Source organism: Bacteroides faecalis, from assembly GCF_003865075.1.
Lineage (GTDB): Bacteria > Bacteroidota > Bacteroidia > Bacteroidales > Bacteroidaceae > Bacteroides > Bacteroides faecalis.
Map to the genome: position 1 here is coordinate 365,422 of NZ_BHWB01000001.1, position 19,259 is coordinate 384,680.

The window sequence follows — 19,259 nt, forward strand, 5'->3', positions numbered from 1 at the left end:
ATTCTTCATTTTTAATTCTTCATCTATCATGAAATATCTTATCGCAGGAACCGGAGGCGTCGGTGGCAGTATTGCAGGATTTCTGTCACTTGCCGGAAAAAATATTACTTGTATTGCTCGCGGAGCTCATCTGCAAGCCATACAGACAAACGGTTTGAAACTGAAATCAGACTTGAAAGGAGAACATACGCTCGCCATACCGGCAACAACCGCAGAAGAGTTTAATGAGAAAGTAGATGTTATCTTTGTTTGTGTCAAAGGCTATTCCATCGATTCCATTACTGAACTTATCAAGAGAGCCTCACATGAGAATACGGTTGTTATCCCTATTCTGAATGTCTATGGAACAGGGCCACGCATCCAGCGTCTCGTACCGGGTGTTACGGTACTCGATGGTTGTATCTACATTGTCGGCTTCGTTTCCGGTACAGGTGAAATCACTCAAATGGGAAAAATTTTCCGTTTGGTTTATGGAGCACATAAAGGTACTAAGGTGGCTTCGGGCATTCTGGAAGCGATACAGAAAGATCTTCAGGACAGTGGTATCAAGGCTGAGATTTCTTCGGATATCAACCGGGATACATTTATCAAATGGTCGTTTATCTCAGCAATGGCTGTTACAGGAGCCTATTATGACGTCCCTATGGGCGAAGTACAGAAACCTGGAAAAGTACGGGATACATTTATCGGACTTTCTAAGGAAAGTTCCGAATTGGGACGCAAACTAGGAGTTGAGTTTCCAGAAGATCCAGTAAGTTATAACCTGAAAGTCATCGACAAGCTCGATCCTGAAAGTACCGCGTCCATGCAAAAGGACTTGGCAAAGGGACATGAATCCGAGATCCAAGGCTTGTTATTCGATATGATTGCAACTGCGGAAGAACAGGGAGTGAATATCCCCACTTATCGGATGGTTGCAGAGAAATTTACTAAACGTTAATTGTAAAACTGTAAACCAATATACAAAATGAATACCTTATTACTATCTATCAATTGGAATCCGAATCCCGAATTTTTCAACCTGTTCGGCATTTCTATCCGTTATTATGGAATATTGTGGGCAATAGGAATCTTCTGCGCTTATTTCATTGTTCGTTACCAATATCGGGACAAAAAGATAGACGAGAAGAAATTCGATCCTCTCTTCTTCTATTGTTTTTTTGGTATTCTGATTGGTGCCCGTCTAGGACATTGCTTGTTCTATGATCCAAGCCATTATCTAACTAGTGGAAAAGGATTCATAGAAATGTTTATTCCAATCCGGTTCTTGCCGGGTGGAGGATGGAAATTTACAGGTTATGAGGGACTCGCCAGTCATGGTGGAACACTCGGCTTGATTATTGCACTTTGGTTATATTGCCGTAAAACGAAAATGCATTATATGGAAGTAGTAGACATGATTGCAGTTGCTACCCCGCTCACTGCCTGCTGCATTCGTCTGGCAAACTTGATGAACTCTGAAATTATCGGTAAGCCGACAGATGTGCCTTGGGCATTTGTTTTCGAACGGGTAGATATGCTTCCCCGTCATCCGGGACAACTCTATGAGGCCATTGCATACCTGATTCTATTCTTCATCATGATTTTCTTGTATAAAAAATACAGTAGGAAATTACACCGAGGCTTCTTCTTCGGACTATGTCTGGCTTATATCTTCACGTTCCGCTTCTTTATCGAATTTGTGAAAGAAAACCAGGAATCATTTGAAGACGGTATGATGTTCAACATGGGACAATGGCTAAGCATTCCATTCATTATTGTCGGAATTTATTTTATGTTCTTTTACGACCGCAAAAAAGTGTCGGGAAGATGAACATATATAAACATAGAAAACCGGAAAAAAGAAGGGAGAACTAAACGATAAGTTCTTTCAAATAGCTATGTATTAAAATATTACCCGTAGTTAGCCAGTATATTGGTAATAGATAGCCAATATACTGAAACTATGGACAAGATAGGGGCTATTATACTCATTAATTCTGTAAACAATAAAATGGATATACTCTTTATTTGCCTCTAACAATCTTCTTAATATCACTTAGCTTATTCAATGCCTCAATCGGAGTCAGATTATTTACATCCAGATTTAGTATTTCATCACGAATCTGGCAGAGTATCGGATCGTCCAATTGGAAAAAGCTCAATTGCATTCCTCCCCGGTTTTCACTAACTTCAGCCAATGGTTTACCTCCAATTCCTTGTTGGCGATTATCTGATTCCAGTTCTTTCAGAATTTCATTGGACCGCTTCACAATACTCTTTGGCATACCCGCCATTTTTGCTACATGAATACCAAAAGAGTGTTCGCTGCCTCCGCGCTCCAACTTACGCAGGAAGATTACTTTATTATCTACCTCTTTGACAGACACATTATAGTTTTTGATCCGTTTGAAGGATTTCTCCATCTCATTCAATTCATGATAATGTGTAGCAAACAAAGTCCGGGCTTTTGCCTTCGGATGTTCATGGATATATTCTACAATCGCCCAAGCAATAGAAATACCATCATACGTAGAAGTACCACGACCTAACTCATCAAAAAGAACCAAACTACGGGAAGATATATTATTCAAGATATCGGCAGCTTCGTTCATTTCCACCATAAAAGTAGACTCCCCTACTGAAATATTATCACTGGCTCCTACTCTGGTAAATATCTTGTCCACCAATCCGATTTGTGCACTTTCTGCCGGAACGAAAGAACCGATTTGTGCCAACAACGTTATCAACGCTGTCTGTCGTAAGAGTGCCGATTTACCGGCCATGTTCGGACCTGTAATGATAATAATCTGCTGTGTACTATTATCCAGCATCACATCGTTTGCAATATACTTTTCTCCTATCGGTAGCTGTTTTTCAATCACCGGATGGCGTCCCTGACGGATATCCAGTACATCATTATCTTCAATCACCGGACGGATGTAACGATTCTCACGAGCAACATTGGCAAATGACAACAAACAATCCAAACGGGCAATCTGATTTGCATTGATCTGTATCTGAGGAATGAATTCTGTCAATGCCTGTACCAGATCTGTATAAAGCTGAGTTTCTAAAACCAGAATCTTATCTTCCGCTCCCAAAATCTTTTCTTCATACTCTTTCAGTTCCTGAGTAATATAACGTTCCGCATTGACCAATGTCTGTTTACGAATCCATTCCTGAGGCACTTTTTCTTTATGTATATTACGAACTTCAATATAGTAACCGAACACATTATTATAAGCCACTTTCAGACTAGGAATGCCGGTCAGTTCACTCTCCCGTTGCTGAATCTGTAACAGATAATCTTTCCCCGTAAACGAAATACGGCGCAAATCATCCAACTCTGCATTAACGCCATCCTTTATCACACCACCTTTATTGATCAGCAATGGCGGATCGTTTTTAATCTCTTTATCAATCCGGTCGCGAATAGATACACAAAGGTTCAACTGTTCACCAATATTATTCAGACTTGCATTATCTGCTTCCATACATGCCTGTTTAATAGGCTCGATGGCCTGCAATGCTACCTTCAACTGAACTACCTCACGAGGAGACACACGTCCTACAGCAACTTTCGAGATGATTCGTTCCAAATCGCCAATCAAATGTAACTGTTCCTCTATTAATTCCTTAAAATCAGGCTGTCGAAAAAAATATTCCACCACATTCAAGCGGTCATTAATCGGCTTTACATCTTTCAATGGGAATACCATCCAACGCTTCAACAAACGAGCTCCCATCGGACTGATAGTCTTATCGATCACGTTTAACAAACTGCTACCCCCATCGTTCATACTGCCAATCAACTCAAGACTTCGGACAGTAAACTTATCCAAACGGACATATTTATCCTCTTCGATGCGGGAAAGCGCAGTGATATGACCGATCTGTGTATGCTGTGTCATCGTCAGGTATTGCAAGATAGCTCCTGAAGCAATGATACCATTCTTCAGATGTTCTACCCCGAAGCCTTTTAAATTCTTTGTTTCAAAATGTTTCAATAACTTCTCACGGGCTGTGGTCTCTGTAAATACCCAATCATCCAATTCGAAGGTAAAGAACTTGCTACCAAAGTTACCTTCAAACATCAAACGTTTTCCTCGTTCGAAAAGTACCTCTTTGGGAGCGAAGTTATTCAGTAGTTTATCCACATAATCAAAAGGTCCCTCAGCCGTAAGAAATTCACCGGTAGATATGTCGAGGAAAGCCACCCCACAAGAAGCCTTTCCAAAATGAACGGCAGCCAAGAAATTGTTTTCTTTATAGTTCAGTACATTATCATTGATAGAGACACCAGGAGTAACCAACTCAGTAATGCCACGTTTCACCAACTTTTTCGTCAGTTTCGGGTCCTCCAACTGGTCACAAATGGCAACACGCTTTCCGGCACGAATCAGTTTCGGCAGATAGGTATCGAGCGCATGATGAGGGAAACCTGCCATTTCAATTGTCTTGCCTTTTCCGTTAGCACGTTTTGTCAGTGTTATTCCCAGAATCTCGGCTGCCACAATAGCATCCGTTGAATATGTTTCATAAAAGTCACCGCAACGAAACAGCATCACTGCATCCGGATGTTTAGCCTTCAAATCCAGAAACTGTTTCATCATAGGGGTAAGCACTATTTCTTCTTCGTTCACGGTTCTCTCCTTTTCTTCTTTTAAGGTAAATAATTCAGATATCGGAGCAAAGATAATTGTTTTCCGGCAGAGAATCAACGGAATCCTTCTTTTCAATATTCAAAAATTATGTTGAATTCTTTGATAAAAAGAGAGATTTTTCTTAATAAGCAGGAGAAATATCTTAAAACATGTTACAAAACATGCTTTTTTATTTGGATAATTTGCTAATATCATAGAAGTCCGTACCTTTGCAATGTGTTTTTCATAGTATTAGATTTAAGGTTAACAAAGGTTGGAGCAAGGCGTTGCTCCTTTTTTTATGTCCATACGTTTCCTTCTATTCTTTTCTACCAGTTATTATTTCCCAAAGTATGTACAGGAACCTGACAAAAGAAGTACTAGAGTTACTTGAAAGATGTACAACAAGGAAACAAGAGATGTACATTATTTGAAGGAAAGATATACTTGAAAAAACAACCGCTCCTTTTTAAGCATATACTTTTTCAATTTATGGGAAGTTTATTTTCAACTATTCCAATGTTTTTTTCAAACATTCCGATGTTTATAAATAAACTTCTAGATCTTTTTTAGAGAAATAATACTTATTCACCAAAAACGAAATTTTTTTTCTCTGTCATGTTTTTCAATACTTCACTATCAATCAGCAGAATACGATGAAGGATCTTTGTTTTACCATGAAGCGCTTCTTATATGAGGAGGTATCATACGCCCCCTTTTTCCATATCCCCCGGCTGTGCCACATAGTTAAAACGGGCATAATCCATAATGGAAGTAGTCATCCCATTCTTCTGTGTGAACGATGGAGACCGGAGCGAATCGACCGGAATCACAGAAGAAGCACTCATATTATGCATAAATCCGAGACAATGCCCCACCTCATGAGAAACAACATAGCGCAAAGCCTCATCCATTACCACTCTCGGAATAATTTTATGACGCACGCGCTCGTCCGCCTGGGCCGTCTGAATAAACAACCAGTTATTCAATAACTTGATGACATCATGATACAGGTATACGGAAGCATTCAATATTTCTCCACTACGCGGATCAACCCATGACCGTCCCATTGCATTCTCAATAGCAACAGGAGCATAACGGATACATGAATATTTCAGATTGTCAGGATCAAATTCGGGATCGTCTTTCGGAAACTCTTTTGCCTGTATCGCCTGTATAAACCCAATTTTCTCAGACGGCTGATTCCATTGATTCACTGCTTCAAAGATAGACTTCTTCCAACTTTCAGGGAAACAACTGTCTATATAAAAAACAATTGGTTTTACGGGAGTTACTTTTTTACCTACCAGATATCCTTCCAGGTCAGAAGGCTCCAAACGCCAACGATTGGCATAATACACAGGACGCATTGTCTGCTTAGTAGTAGAATATTCCTTTTTGATAGTAGGGAAAATACCGATTCTGCTATCCATCAAGCGAGGACGATACGGAACAGAGTCGAGCAATACAATAGAACGTGTTACTTTCGCTGTGAAAGGTTCGTCTTTGATATCACCTCCTTTTCCACCGGTCAGTGAATAAGTATAATTCAAACTGCTACGGACCGATATATTATCTTTAAATGCCTTGAAGCCATCAATAAAAGAGCGATTACTCTGAAAAGAAGTCGTACGTTTACGTCCACCCGATGTATTCACACTGAATTTATCGAAAGGAGACATCAACTTGTTATCACTTACAAAAAATCGGTAACCTCAAAGACAATTGCCGTACTATCATTATTATAAGCAGCAATGTCAAAAGCCTGCAAAATGGCATCAATATTGCTCATTTCAATGGCTGCTTTCAATCTTTCATCTTTATCATTACTTACATTATCTGTCTGAATCGCCGACAAACAAACTTTATTATTCAATTTGTGAAAACGAAAATGGATAGGTTCAGTCGGTTTAGAGCCAATAATCGCATTTTTATTATCACTGATTTCAGTTACTGTAGACCCCAGCAGCATCTCACGTCGTAACAATGAAAGTGGAAGTTCAAAATAAATTTTCTCTTTAACTTTGTGAACAGTAATAAATCCCTCAGCTTTCGAATGATCAGATAAGAATAGCTTGTCATAAGGTGTCTTTTCTTTTTCAACGACTTCTTTCTTCTTCGACTTTTTGCGTTTAAAGAAAGGTTCATTCGCTGAAATAGATGCTCCCAGCATAGAGAATGCTAGAAGTACAATCCAGATTTTTTTCATAAATGTAATAGTATTAAAATATAGATCATAAAATTAAGAATTAGATCGGTTTGCGAGCTAAATATCCTCACTTTTTCCGTACCTTTTATCTTTCCCACATTTACAACTTATGGCCGTAAGTTCATCTTCATCCATGTGCACGACTTTTTTTCATCGCTATTTACCAATGTTTCTATGTAAGACTTTGTAGACAAGGAAGCACTGATTCGCATATTCTCTTTGCTAAAAGAGTTTTTCAGAGGAATAGAAAAGTTTAACACATACCCACCTTTCACTATATCCGAAGCCACTCTTATCCCAGCTTTTTTTCCAGTGTCCCATTTTCCGCGATTTCCTTTCCATACAGTTACATCGCCATTATATGAGCACCATATCTTATATACTCCTTCTGCCGGCTCTTCCAAGCAACTATCAGTTGTATCCAAATAAAGATAAACCCCACTTCCGGTTTGCGTACCTTTTCCACCTGAAAAGAGTTCAGAGTCTTTCACCTTACAGGTAACATAAAGATGATTTTTATCTTTCCCCACACCAGCACGCAAGTTGGATTTTCCGTAATGTCCGATGAATATGGGATATTCAGAAATTGTAGCGTCCTTTATTTCCAAATTTCTCATTACATGACCTTTAATGAAGCAAGGAGCTTCCCCTCCTCCATAATTACCGGAAGCAAAGGCAACTACCGTATTCGCATCCCAGACCGCCACTGATGGCCATATGGCATGTTTCCCCTTTGCAATAGGGAATGGACGAGTACGGCGTGTGAAGTTACGTGCGTTTTTATCACCAATTGCCACTTCCATAGTACTATAAGGCACTCTATCTCCAAATTGGTCAGCATGACGAGTATCATCTACTTGATAAGAAAGCAAAGTCTCACCGGTTGGGAGAACTCCCAAATAAGGAGCACCCATATAAATCCAGTCTTCGATGGTATCTGCCAGAGCTTTGCTACGATCTGGAGAATCAGCCAACACAGGCAAAGACCAGTTATCTGTTATTTTGGTACGTACCGTATAGGGTTTAAAAGTAACAAAACCACAATCTTCGATGACACAGACAATCTCATCTCCCACTATCTTACTTACCGGCATTCCGTCGCGACTTCCTGCCCGAAAACAAACTGTTTTATAACCTCCCCACGACTTACCATTATCCTGTGAAGTTAGCATTGAAATTTCTTGTTCATTGGAGTGAATATAAGGACCTTCATTGGCAAAGTAAATTTGTACGTCTCCATTGGGCAACTGAAGAAATGAAGGTTCCCAACAACCATCTGTAAAACGTGGCTGTGCTTCATAAACCACTTGCGGATCGCTCCATGTTACTCCATTATCTGTGCTACGGCGTATTACAATAGCAAAAGGAGCGATTTCAGCTGTTTTAGGACGATAATTACACGCAGCCAACAAATCACCATTAGTCAATTGGTAAATCTCCGAATTAGCAATATGTATCCATGCACTGCCTTTCTCATTCGTAAATTTATGAGAATGGAATAATGTGACAGGTTCACTCCATGTCACCCCATCATCGGTACTGCGTCGCATTGCATAACCTGTCGTATAATCTTCGTATACTGCCACCACCGAATGATCTTGCAAACGAATAGAACGGGGATACCCCCCTTTCGGTGACAATTGTTGAAGAGTACTATAATCCCACCCTATACGAACCCCGTCAATTGGATTTCCTTTTTTAGGTTGATACAAAGTTCCTAATTTATCTCCGGAACCATCCGGGGATTCCCATAAGCAATCAATACGGATAGACTTAAACAGATGAGGGTTAATAAGTATATTTTTGTTGTTTTCATAGTTCGTTATATTGAGAATTAATAAAAGTCCTGTTTCAACAGTTTGATTCTACAATTTTGCTACTTCTTTTCAGCCAGATAAACTCCTAACAAGATACAAGCAGCACCAGACAGAGCAATCGGAGTAATATGTTCCTGCAATATCAATGCTGAAGCCACCATTGTCACCAATGGATTCAGATATATATAATTAGAAGCTCTCACTGTTCCCAATTGTTTCAGTACCACATTCCAGAGAATAAAGCAAACCAATGAAGCCAATACTGCCAGAAACAACAGATTCAATAGAACAGTCGGTTGCAAAAGCATACTGAAATCAGATCGCAGCGGATGGATACAAAAAGCAGGAAGAATGGTCAGCACTCCATAAAAGAATATCTTACGGGTAATAAATACAGTAGGATAACGCCCTGCCATCTTCTTAATAATCAGACTATAAAATGCCCACGACAAAGCTGCAAGTAAAGTCAGCAGATCTCCAACAGGAGATATTTTGAGCACTACACTCCCATTGAAAACAACAAGTCCTACCCCGACCAATGCCAACAATGATCCACCAATTAAACCTTTAGTCGCTTTCTCATTTTTATAAAACAATAAGGAAAGAATGGTAGTGAGCAACGGAGCCGTACAGATAATAAAAGACACATTCGAAGCTTGCGTAATCTCTAACGCTGTGTTCTCTGTAAAAAAGTAAAGAGAACCGCCAAAGATACCTCCTGCCATTAACCAAAGTTCATCTTTCCAACTATTGATGAAAAGCCGGCAGGGAGAAATAAACCAAATACCTATATAAGCAATAAGAAAACGATAGAAAAAGATTTCCTGCGGAGTCAATCCATGTTGAATCAATATTTTGGTGGATATAAAAGTCAATCCCCAAATAGAGACTGTCAATATTGCAACCAGATGATAGTATCCATGCTTGAATTTCATACACTGTTGATTAGAGGGAACAAAAATAATAATAAATGATTGATTAGGGCATATGTTATACATAAAAAGGTTCATTCAAATCAGGTATGTAGTTACATTATTTTCCTTCTGACATCATCACTGTGTTTCTGGATAATACTCCCTAAATAGATATCCGAAAAATAATGGATAAAAAACAGTAAATCTATATGTTATGCCAACTTTTCTGTTTTAGATAGCAAAACTAATACATATATCCTTATTTTTAAAGTCGTTATACCCGCGACACAGAATGTAAACAAGAGTTAATTCTTATTCATTTGGATATCATCATCGTTAATATATTGTAATATATCAACGAATCTACTCAATAAATGATATAAAATCATACATTTATAAATAATTTTCTTACGCAGAAAATTCATTTTATTTTTAAATCTTATCTTTTAAATGATATTATGGTCAAAGGATTTACTGTCATAATGCCCACATATAATCAAGCCTCTTTTATACGTAGAGCAATTAATAGTTTGTTAAAACAAACTTATTCAAATTGGGAACTAATTATAATAAATGATGGTTGTACAGACACAACTGAAGAATTTATTTCTGATTTTCTGAAAGACCCTAAAGTAATATATATAAAAAATAAATTAAATACAGGATTAGGGAATGCAGTTAATCAAGCATTAGAAATGGCAAATTATGATTATATAGCTTATTTGCCATCTGATGACTATTATGATGATTTTCATTTAGAAACCCTAAAACAAAAACTAGATAAATCTGACAAAATAACATTAGCATTTAGCGGGGTACGATATGATGAATCTGATAGTACCGGCATACTTGTTTATAGAAAATCTATAGGAGTCAGGCCAGGATATAATCTATCTATGGTTCAAGTAGCTCATAGAAAAACAAATGATCGTTGGATAGAGAGAGAAGAGTGTGTGTCAGAAGATTTATTTTTTACTTTTTGGAGAAAACTAACGGATAAGGGAATTTTTGTTTCTACAGATAGAGTAACATGTGAATGGACGAATCATCCAGACCAACGACATAAAATCATTGGTGAAATGTATGGTGGAGGAATAAATATAGACAATATTACAATGTACAACATCCAATTCGTATGCGTGCTACAAACTATAAAACGATTGATGAACCTAAAATATATGAACCTTATCGCAAAGAGATACCTTGCTGTAAAGATTCCTTGAAGATATTACTTGTTGGTGAATTAGCATATAATTCGGAACGGATATACGCTTTTGAGGAAGCGGGACATCGTTTGTATGGATTATGGTCGAAGCCACGATTTTGTTTTTCTACAGTCGGTCCACTTCCATTTGGACACATTGAGGATATCCCCTATAATTGTTGGAAAAATAGGGTAAAAGAAATAAAACCAGATATTATTTATGCACAATTAAGTACGGGAGCTATTGATATAGCCCATGAAGTTTTAAAGTCTAATATTGGTATTCCATTTGTTTGGCACTTTAAGGAGGGGCCACATGAGGCATTGAAGATAGGATTGTGGAGTAAATTAATAGATTTATATACATATGCTGATGGTAAAATTTATCTAAATAAGGAAATTAAAGATTGGTTTGAGTTGTTTGTTCCACAACATATAAAAACAACTCAAACTTATGTGCTTGACGGTGATTTGCCTAAAGCTAATTGTTTTCTTAACAGTAAATTCTCTAAAAAGCTTTCAGCTTCCGACGGAGCTGTACATACGGTTGTCGTTGGTAGAATGATCGGATTATCTCCAAATGAATTGAAAATATTAGCCGATCATAACATTCATATACACGTTTATAATGAGAATCACATTTCAGAAGAGATGATCACATGTAAATATCGCAAGATAGCTTCCAATCATTTTCATGTACACAACCATTGTTCACAGTTGCAATGGGTTACAGAATTTTCTCAATATGATGCTGGGTGGTTACATAGCATTGACAGCAATAATGAACAATCTTTGTTACGTGCTATTTGGTCAGACTTGAATCTGCCTGCACGCATCAATACACTGGCGGCAGCAGGTATACCTATGATTCAAAAATTGAATATGAATCATATTATGGCTATGAAGAATTATATAGAAAAATATAAAATGGGAATATATTACAATACAATTAGTGAATTAATACCACAATTAAAAGATAAAAAGCTAATGGAATGTATTGAAAAAAATGTAAAAAAACATCGTATGGAATTTACTTTTGATCATCATGTACCTTCCTTAATCCACTTTTTCAGAGAGGTTATCAGTTCGTTCAAACATAATTTATAAATATTATGAAAAGTAATTTGCAACGAATAGCTAATACACTGATTTTATATAGCTACCATGTCAATAATAATGGTCTTTATATTGGAAGAACTGGTATTATCCGTTACCTATATAGTTATTCATATTATTCAGAAAATGAATATTACAGTGATTATGCTAGTAATTTACTAGATATGGTGTTAAAAGCTTCAAATGGACTTTCAAACGATTTTGAACATGGATTAACAGGCATTGGATGGATTGTAAGCCGTTTATTAAGAGAAAATCTAGTAGATGGAGATCCTGATACTGTTCTACAAAGTGTAGATAAGAAAGTTTTTGCTCGGATAGCATGCAATCCGGAGACATCACTCTTTGGACATGCCATTTATTTGGTAGAAAGATTAAAAAATAATCCAGATAAACCATATTTGTTAGAACAAATAGATAAAATTTTAAAAATTTGCGAAGATGGATTACGAAATTATCATGGAAAGATTTCACTTTATCATATAAATTCTATTTTATATTTTCTGATTACAATTGATAAACGGAAGGAATATTCTGATAGAGTAGAATATATTAGAATTTTATTACCAAATATTTTAAATAAAATTATAGAACAAGGCCTTTACGATGTAACTGATATATTAATTTTCAACCAATTGATGAAAAGTATAGAAACAATGTATTTATCAAGATGGAATTATATTTGTTTATTCAAATTTCCCAAAATAATTGATTTTACTGATTGTACAGAAAGATATATACACACAGCGAGGATGCAAGAGATCTATTTGGGTACAGTTTTAACAGATCTTCCTTCTATTCAGCAAATTAGCAATTTTATAGACTTAAAACAAAAAAATTTAACTCTTGATGGCTTTCTATTTCAAAAAGGTTTAGCAGGATTAGGTAGCGCTTTATTGAAATCAAATCTAAAACAATTCTAACATGAGAAAGAAACTAACAGAAAACAGCTTTGACGCATTGAAAACTCAGTTCAGAGTTTTAAGTGAAGAAGAACAACGAGCAATTGTTGGCGGTGGATATTTTGATGATTATGGTATTGGTTATTATGACCTTGAAGGTAATTATCACTGGACACGAAGTCGGGAAGATACTTCTGGTAGCTACGGATCTTCATATAACGATTTTTGGGATTCTAGCAATTCAGGAGCTTTAAGTGGCTCTGGAATGTATGAAGATGATCCACACAACGGATATGGTAAAAAAAGTAATCCAATTACGATAGAGGATTATAACTTTTTAGTCAGGAATGATAATTGGCTTGGAGGATTTGTTGAAAATATTGGATATGTAGGAATGTATGCCACTTCGGTAGACTACGGTAACTCCCTTTATACTGGTTCTTGGGTTCGGTATGGTGACCCTGCTTATCCAGTATCTCAATCTGATTTTTTTCAACTATGGAATGATGGAAAATGGATGGGAGGATATGTATCAGGTTTCAATTATGTAGGTCGTGAGGCAACAGAAGTACCGATAATATCAAGTCCCAACACTGGTACTGGAGTCACACCTGTTCAAAACAATGGCGTGAATATAGTTGTTAATAGACTTCAGTATGAGGATAAAACAACTCTTAGTAGTTTTACTGCTTACGCATATAATGAAGCGGGAGATATTATTTCTACGGTGGAAGGAGTATTTCTTGAACGTGGTTTTGATTATGATCTTTGCACTGTAAATGGATCAAAAACTGCTATATCACCGGGAGTTTATAATGTAGAAAAAAGTTCACTTCATGGTGTGCCTGGATACTATGAAGTTGCAGGAGTTGAAGGAAGAAGTGAAATTATAATTCACAATGGAAATACATATAAAAATTCAGAGGGCTGTTTACTTACAGGAGAATCTGGGCATTTCAATCCTTCAACAAAGGAATACGAAGTTTCAGGGAGCAATGATAAATTAGAACAGCTCAATAATCTTCTTAATAATTATGGTGGAGATGGAAGGATTACTATTAGTATAACACTTTAATCAAAAATATACTTGAAATGAAAAATATTTTACTAACTATATTTGTTTTGATAGCGACAAATAGCATTTATGCTCAGTATGTTCCTGTAGATACAGTGAAGCTAAATAAAGCTTACAACAATCTGATAGTTTCGGATAATCGTGAAAATCAAGAAGCATATTTCAAAGCATTTCCTAATAACTGGATGGAATATATTACTACTTATCAATATTATGAAGACAGCTCAAAGGATAAGAAAAAGAACGCACAATATCATCTAGCTTATAAACAAGTGGAAGCCTTTGGTAAATTGAATGTAATTCCTGAAGATACGTATTGCAAGAAATTAGTTTATTTAGCTATTGGTGGAAGAGATGATGCGGACGCTCCTAGTTATTTAAAATCATTATTGTCACAAAAAATGCAAGTAATGTCAAATTGTATTTTTAATATGATCAATAAATTGAAACCTGGACACCAATTTGAATTTTGGGCATTTTATTGGTGGGCACCATATCCAGAAGAAGTAGATATAGTCGAGTTAAAAAAACTCAAAAAACAGTATGAAGAAATTTATCCAACAGTAGTACAAAATATGATTGGTGCCCATAAATATTTTAGTGGTGGAATAAATTTGGTAAGTTGGGGATATCTGGAATAAAATAAAAAATAAGCTTTATGAATGTAAATCATACAGTTTTAACCCAGATTATAGCCTAATACAGTAATAACAAGATGTTATTTAATATTTTTTACATGAGTTTCAGATAAGTACAAAAAGATTGTAATCCAGCTTGTCTGATGATTATAGCCCAATATTATGGAAAGTACCATTCATAGAAGTTTTGCAAGTTAAACTTCTATGAATGGTAAATGGTAATGAGTAAAGGAAACCGTACAGATAATAAAAGACACATTCGAAGCCTGCGTAATCTCTAACGCTGTGTTCTCTGTAAAAAAGTAAAGAGAACCGCCAAAGATACCTCCTGCCATCAACCAAAGTTCATCTTTCCAACTATTGGTGAAAAGCCGGCGGGGAGAAATAAACCAAATACCTATATAAGCAATAAGAAAACGATAGAAAAAGACTTCCTGCGGAGTCAATCCATGTTGAATCAATATTTTGGTGGATATAAAAGTCAATCCCCAAATAGAGACAGTCAATATTGCAACCAGGTGATAGTATCCATGCTTGAATTTCATACTTGTGGCTTTAAAGATGATGCAAAGATACGAGGGAATCACGAATATATAATGCGTTATAAAAGAATATTGAAACGATAATTACATTATTTGGGATTATTCTGATATTATAAAAGACTACTCCTACGTATATTTGCAATGTAAAAAACATTGTTTATAACTAAATCTAATAGAAATGTGCATTCAAAAAATTAAAAGATGGATTAGTACCCTAAGTTTATCAATCATTACCGGAACTCTCTGGTGCCAATCAGCAACAAACTTTTTTCCTGATAAAGACTTGATGACATTTGGTTCCTACTACTATCCCGAACAATGGAATCCTTCACAATGGGAACGCGACCTGAAGAATATGTCAGAAATAGGTATCGATTTTACTCACTTTGCAGAATTTGCCTGGGCTGAACTGGAACCGGAAGAAGGAAAATATAATTTCGAATGGCTAGATAAATCCGTAGCTTTGGCAGAAAAATATGGATTAAAAGTGGTATTATGTACTCCCAGCTCCACTCCACCGGTATGGCTTACTGAGAAGCACCCGGATGTGTTGATGGCTAATGAAATGGGAGTGTCTATCCGTCATGGTCGTCGGCAACACGCCTCATGGAGTAGCTCTGTTTATAGAGATTATGTAAAGAATATCGTCACAAGATTGGCACAACGTTACGGAAATCACCCCGCAGTGATAGGCTGGCAAATAGACAATGAACCCGGACATTATGGAAAAATGGACTATAGCGACAACGCTCAAAAACAATTCCGTATCTGGCTGAAAAACAAGTATTCGACTATCAATAAACTGAATGAAACGTGGGGAACTGCATTCTGGAGTGAGAAATATCAGAACTTTGACCAGATACGTATTCCTAACAGTGGTGAACTGATAGAAAAAGCAAACCCTCATGCCATACTTGACTACAACCGTTTCATGGCAAACGAAGTTGCAGACTTTGTAAATATGCAAGCAGATATTTTGCATAAATACATTGGAAAAAATCAATGGGTGACTTCCAATATCATACCGGTATTTTATCCCGTAGATCCGGCACGTATGGATCATCTGGATTTTACCACTTATACCCGTTACCCCGTCACCGGATATGAAAGAGGCTACGGAGAGCAAGGATTCCGTATCAGTAACATTGAAAGTCTTGGATTCCCTAATGACTTATTCCGTAATTACACAGGAAAACAGTTCGGAGTAATGGAATTACAGCCCGGCCAGGTGAATTGGGGTATTTACAATCCCCAACCTCTACCCGGTGCCATTCGGTTGTGGATGTATCATGTATTTGCCGGTGGCGGTAAGTTTGTATGTAATTACCGTTTCCGCCAACCGTTAAAAGGAAGCGAACAATATCATTACGGTTTGATGCAGACAGATGGAGTGAGCTTGTCACCCGGTGGATTGGAATATAAGCAAACCATCAGTGAAATGGATAAGTTACGTGCTGCCTACAATAAAGATAATCAGATACCTGCATCCATTGCTTCCCGCCGTATCGGTATGATGTTTACAATGGATAATAATATTGAAATGAATTTTCAGCCACAGACTAATCAATGGAATACGATGGGGCACGTACATAAATATTATAAATTGCTGAAATCATTTGCTGCTCCTGTAGATGTGATTTCCGAAGAGGAGGACTTTACCCGTTATCCATTTTTACTGGCTCCTGCTTACCAGTTGCTCGACAATAAGTTAGTTGAACGTTGGAAAGAATATGTAAAGCAAGGCGGACATTTGATTCTGACTTGCCGTACCGGACAGAAAAACCGGGAAGCACAATTGTGGGAAGATTCTTTTGCTGCTCCTATCCATGAGTTGGTTGGAATAAACAATCTGTTTTTTGACCATTTACCTTCTGACTATTGGGGGCATATCAACTTTAACGGTGAATCTTACGGCTGGAATAACTGGGGAGATGTCATGACAGTAAATGAAGGTACTGAGATTTGGGGAAGTTATGCCGACCAATTCTATAAAAATTCTGCTGCGGTTACTCATCGCAAGTTGGGTAGAGGAACTGTTACCTACATTGGTGTAGACACAGATGATGGAAAATTGGAAAAAGCAGTCATGCAACGTATCTACCGGGAAGCAAATGTAGGTATAGAAGACTTGCCGACAGGTGTTTTATTGGAATGGAGGGACGGTTTCCATATTGCTTTGAATTATACTTCCGATACTCAGACTATAAACATTCCGGCATCCGCAAAAATAATGATAGGAAGTGCCTGCCTGGAGCCTGCCGGAGTTGCGGTATGGACTGAGTAATCTTCCACCATTAAAAATAACATTTTCTTTTTCAACCTATTGCCACTCTTCCATATCCTTTTATTCATAGTGCTACAAGTGGTGATAGGTTGATTTTAAACCCATCATCTGATTTATCACGTATCAATTTCCCAATTAATCCTTTTCATACCCCATATAATCTATTAGTTTAGTCCTCAAACATTAACAGAAAAGTTACTCTCTGTTAAGACTTAACTTGTCCTCATCTAATAAAGGACGGTTTACGAGTTATCAGTCGGTTAAAGAGACTGGTAACTCGTAACTATTAAACAACCTAGAATCACTAGTAAACTTTAGAATATACTTTTTACGGAAAGTTATAAAACTCCTCCTTTTTATCAATACAAGCAACAGCCTGTATACGAGCCTGTGGATTCTGAATCGTAAAAGGTTGGTCTGAAACATAATTCCTCATCCGGCAACCTACCAAGGAAACAGTCAGCCGCTTGTCTCCTTTCACCAGCATATAATCAAAAGACTCACCGATATCCGTAAGGGCAGCATTCTTACCCGAGAAAGCCTCTACATTCAAAATCGCCGTATGTCCTTCACCTTCGATTACAAACGGATGAATCTCTTCTATAGTCGCTCCGGTATTTGCAATGATAGATCCTTGAGCAATCTGCCAATTTCTGTTTTTGTTTTGTGTACCCATTTTATGAATACCGATCGTCACACAATCAAAATTAAAATTGGTCAGTTGTCCATACGTTTCCGGCCCCAGCCAGGCTCCACCATATGTTCCGAAAGTAAACACATCCATCATTTGAGCATTATCCGTATGATTAATCGCATACGCAAAGCTTTTGCGGGCAATTACAGCATCTATCACATCACGACTGAACGAACGTCCGAATTCACGCATATTAGCAGGATTAATATGGCAATGCAATATCCGGGGAATATCATAGCAATAATCAATTTTGATAAATTCTCCGCTCAAAGGATAACCATAACAATGTTCGAACAAGATTTGCTCATTGATATTCTTTCCAGTAGAACAAAAGTCCATCGCTACGTATTCGCCATAAAAGGTAAGGCAAGAAAGCGTAACTCCTTGCACATTCTGGTTTACATCCACTTGTATGGTAGCCGGATAAGTGATAATCTTGGAAGAGTCAGTATGAGACTGCTCCGGATACCAGAATTGAATTCCACGAATTTGAGTCGCTGATTCTACTATAATGAACGGTTGGGATTTATCTGTGATTTTAAACAATGAACCCACAGGTTCAGCCTTTTCGGGATGTAGGGTTCCTCTTCCGGTAGGTCCATGTACCCCCATCAGAGAGACATTTTTCTTTAAACGGATTCCTCCTGCTACCGGATAACCACCGGCAACAGGTTCTACCCACAAAGCAGCTCCAGTAGACGTAGCCCAGTCAATCGCTTTTTGTAGATTACCCCGGTTCAGTTCCGGAGTGTTTTCCGGTAATACTCCAAATTCCTGAATACTTTTATTGTTATTCGCACTTACAGTAAATACTAATAAAAGGAATAAAATAAAGAAATAGCAATGTGCTTTCATAAGTATAAAATTATTTATTTAAAAACAGTCAATCTTCTAATAATCAGTCATTGTACACACGATTAATGTACAATATTCGTAAAACTTCAGAATATCTGCAAGCATTTAACGATAAATTTATCAATCACGCAGGCAATATTATTTAACAGGGCAAAGTTTGATAATTCTCTGACCTTTCCATATCCTGATGTCAGGAGTAAAAATGGCAATGGGAGAAAACCTTCACAGTTTCTCTCCCATTAGTTATCCTAATAATGCAATTACAGATCACCTATTGAAATTTTATATTCTAACTTTTATGTGTTGTACTTTCACTTTAATTTGTCCAAATATACAAATAAATATGGGATAACCAAACTAAAAGTCCATTTAGTACAGTAATTC

12 protein-coding genes and 2 pseudogenes are annotated in these 19,259 nt (G+C 37.1%); 8 read left to right on the forward strand and 6 right to left on the reverse strand.

Annotation, left to right across the window (positions count from 1 at the left end):
* Positions 1 to 28 precede the first annotated feature (28 nt).
* Together EJF25_RS01365 and lgt are read left to right on the forward strand one after the other, a co-directional pair.
* Positions 29 to 940 (forward strand): ketopantoate reductase family protein, encoded by a 912-nt coding sequence (locus EJF25_RS01365; protein WP_125039699.1) that lies wholly within the window; start codon positions 29 to 31, stop codon positions 938 to 940.
* A 27-nt stretch (positions 941 to 967) separates the two neighbouring features.
* The gene (gene lgt, locus EJF25_RS01370; RefSeq protein ID WP_125039700.1) at positions 968 to 1,813 is read left to right on the forward strand and encodes a prolipoprotein diacylglyceryl transferase; all 846 of its coding nucleotides are present in this window, start codon (positions 968 to 970) and stop codon (positions 1,811 to 1,813) included.
* Between the two features lie 193 nt (positions 1,814 to 2,006).
* Here the strand turns inward: lgt and mutS are convergent, their stop codons facing one another.
* The 4 genes and pseudogenes from mutS to EJF25_RS01395 all read right to left on the reverse strand — a co-directional run bounded on the left by mutS (position 2,007) and on the right by EJF25_RS01395 (position 9,586).
* Positions 2,007 to 4,595: a DNA mismatch repair protein MutS gene (gene mutS / locus EJF25_RS01375; protein ID WP_125039908.1), complete on the reverse strand. Its 2,589-nt coding sequence runs from the start codon at positions 4,593 to 4,595 to the stop codon at positions 2,007 to 2,009.
* A 726-nt stretch (positions 4,596 to 5,321) separates the two neighbouring features.
* Positions 5,322 to 6,834: pseudogene (locus tag EJF25_RS01385) on the reverse strand (zinc-dependent metalloprotease); the annotation flags it as partial.
* 107 nt (positions 6,835 to 6,941) lie between these two features.
* Complete coding sequence (locus tag EJF25_RS01390) at positions 6,942 to 8,546, reverse strand: exo-alpha-sialidase (protein WP_235016665.1); 1,605 nt, start codon at positions 8,544 to 8,546, stop codon at positions 6,942 to 6,944.
* 164 nt (positions 8,547 to 8,710) lie between these two features.
* Complete coding sequence (locus EJF25_RS01395) at positions 8,711 to 9,586, reverse strand: DMT family transporter (protein WP_125039702.1); 876 nt, start codon at positions 9,584 to 9,586, stop codon at positions 8,711 to 8,713.
* A 437-nt stretch (positions 9,587 to 10,023) separates the two neighbouring features.
* On the opposite strand from EJF25_RS01395, the gene EJF25_RS25305 reads away from it, so the two are divergent.
* Genes EJF25_RS25305 through EJF25_RS01415 form a run of 5 tightly spaced genes read left to right on the forward strand, consistent with a single transcriptional unit; the run spans position 10,024 to position 14,503 of the window.
* Positions 10,024 to 10,788: a glycosyltransferase family A protein gene (locus tag EJF25_RS25305; protein WP_235016666.1), complete on the forward strand. Its 765-nt coding sequence runs from the start codon at positions 10,024 to 10,026 to the stop codon at positions 10,786 to 10,788.
* Complete coding sequence (locus EJF25_RS25310; protein WP_235016667.1) at positions 10,701 to 11,876, forward strand: hypothetical protein; 1,176 nt, start codon at positions 10,701 to 10,703, stop codon at positions 11,874 to 11,876. The genes EJF25_RS25305 and EJF25_RS25310 overlap by 88 nt, the downstream gene beginning before the upstream one ends.
* Before the next feature lie 5 nt (positions 11,877 to 11,881).
* Positions 11,882 to 12,808 (forward strand): hypothetical protein, encoded by a 927-nt coding sequence (locus EJF25_RS01405; RefSeq protein ID WP_125039703.1) that lies wholly within the window; start codon positions 11,882 to 11,884, stop codon positions 12,806 to 12,808.
* Between the two features lies 1 nt (position 12,809).
* A complete protein-coding gene (locus tag EJF25_RS01410; protein WP_125039704.1) occupies positions 12,810 to 13,862 on the forward strand; it encodes a DUF5675 family protein in 1,053 nt (350 codons plus the stop codon).
* Between the two features lie 17 nt (positions 13,863 to 13,879).
* Positions 13,880 to 14,503, forward strand: a complete 624-nt coding sequence (locus EJF25_RS01415) for a hypothetical protein (protein ID WP_125039705.1) — start codon at positions 13,880 to 13,882, stop codon at positions 14,501 to 14,503.
* 233 nt (positions 14,504 to 14,736) lie between these two features.
* On the opposite strand, the pseudogene EJF25_RS01420 reads toward EJF25_RS01415, so the two are convergent.
* Positions 14,737 to 15,045: pseudogene (locus EJF25_RS01420) on the reverse strand (EamA family transporter); the annotation flags it as partial.
* Between the two features lie 175 nt (positions 15,046 to 15,220).
* Between EJF25_RS01420 and EJF25_RS01425 the strand changes: the two are divergent.
* Positions 15,221 to 17,326: a beta-galactosidase gene (locus EJF25_RS01425; protein ID WP_125039706.1), complete on the forward strand. Its 2,106-nt coding sequence runs from the start codon at positions 15,221 to 15,223 to the stop codon at positions 17,324 to 17,326.
* A 328-nt stretch (positions 17,327 to 17,654) separates the two neighbouring features.
* On the opposite strand, the gene EJF25_RS01430 is transcribed toward EJF25_RS01425, so the two are convergent.
* Positions 17,655 to 18,875 carry a hypothetical protein gene (locus tag EJF25_RS01430; RefSeq protein ID WP_125039707.1) on the reverse strand — a complete coding sequence of 407 codons (1,221 nt, stop codon included), beginning with the start codon at positions 18,873 to 18,875 and terminating at the stop codon, positions 17,655 to 17,657.
* Positions 18,876 to 19,259: the final 384 nt, after the last annotated feature.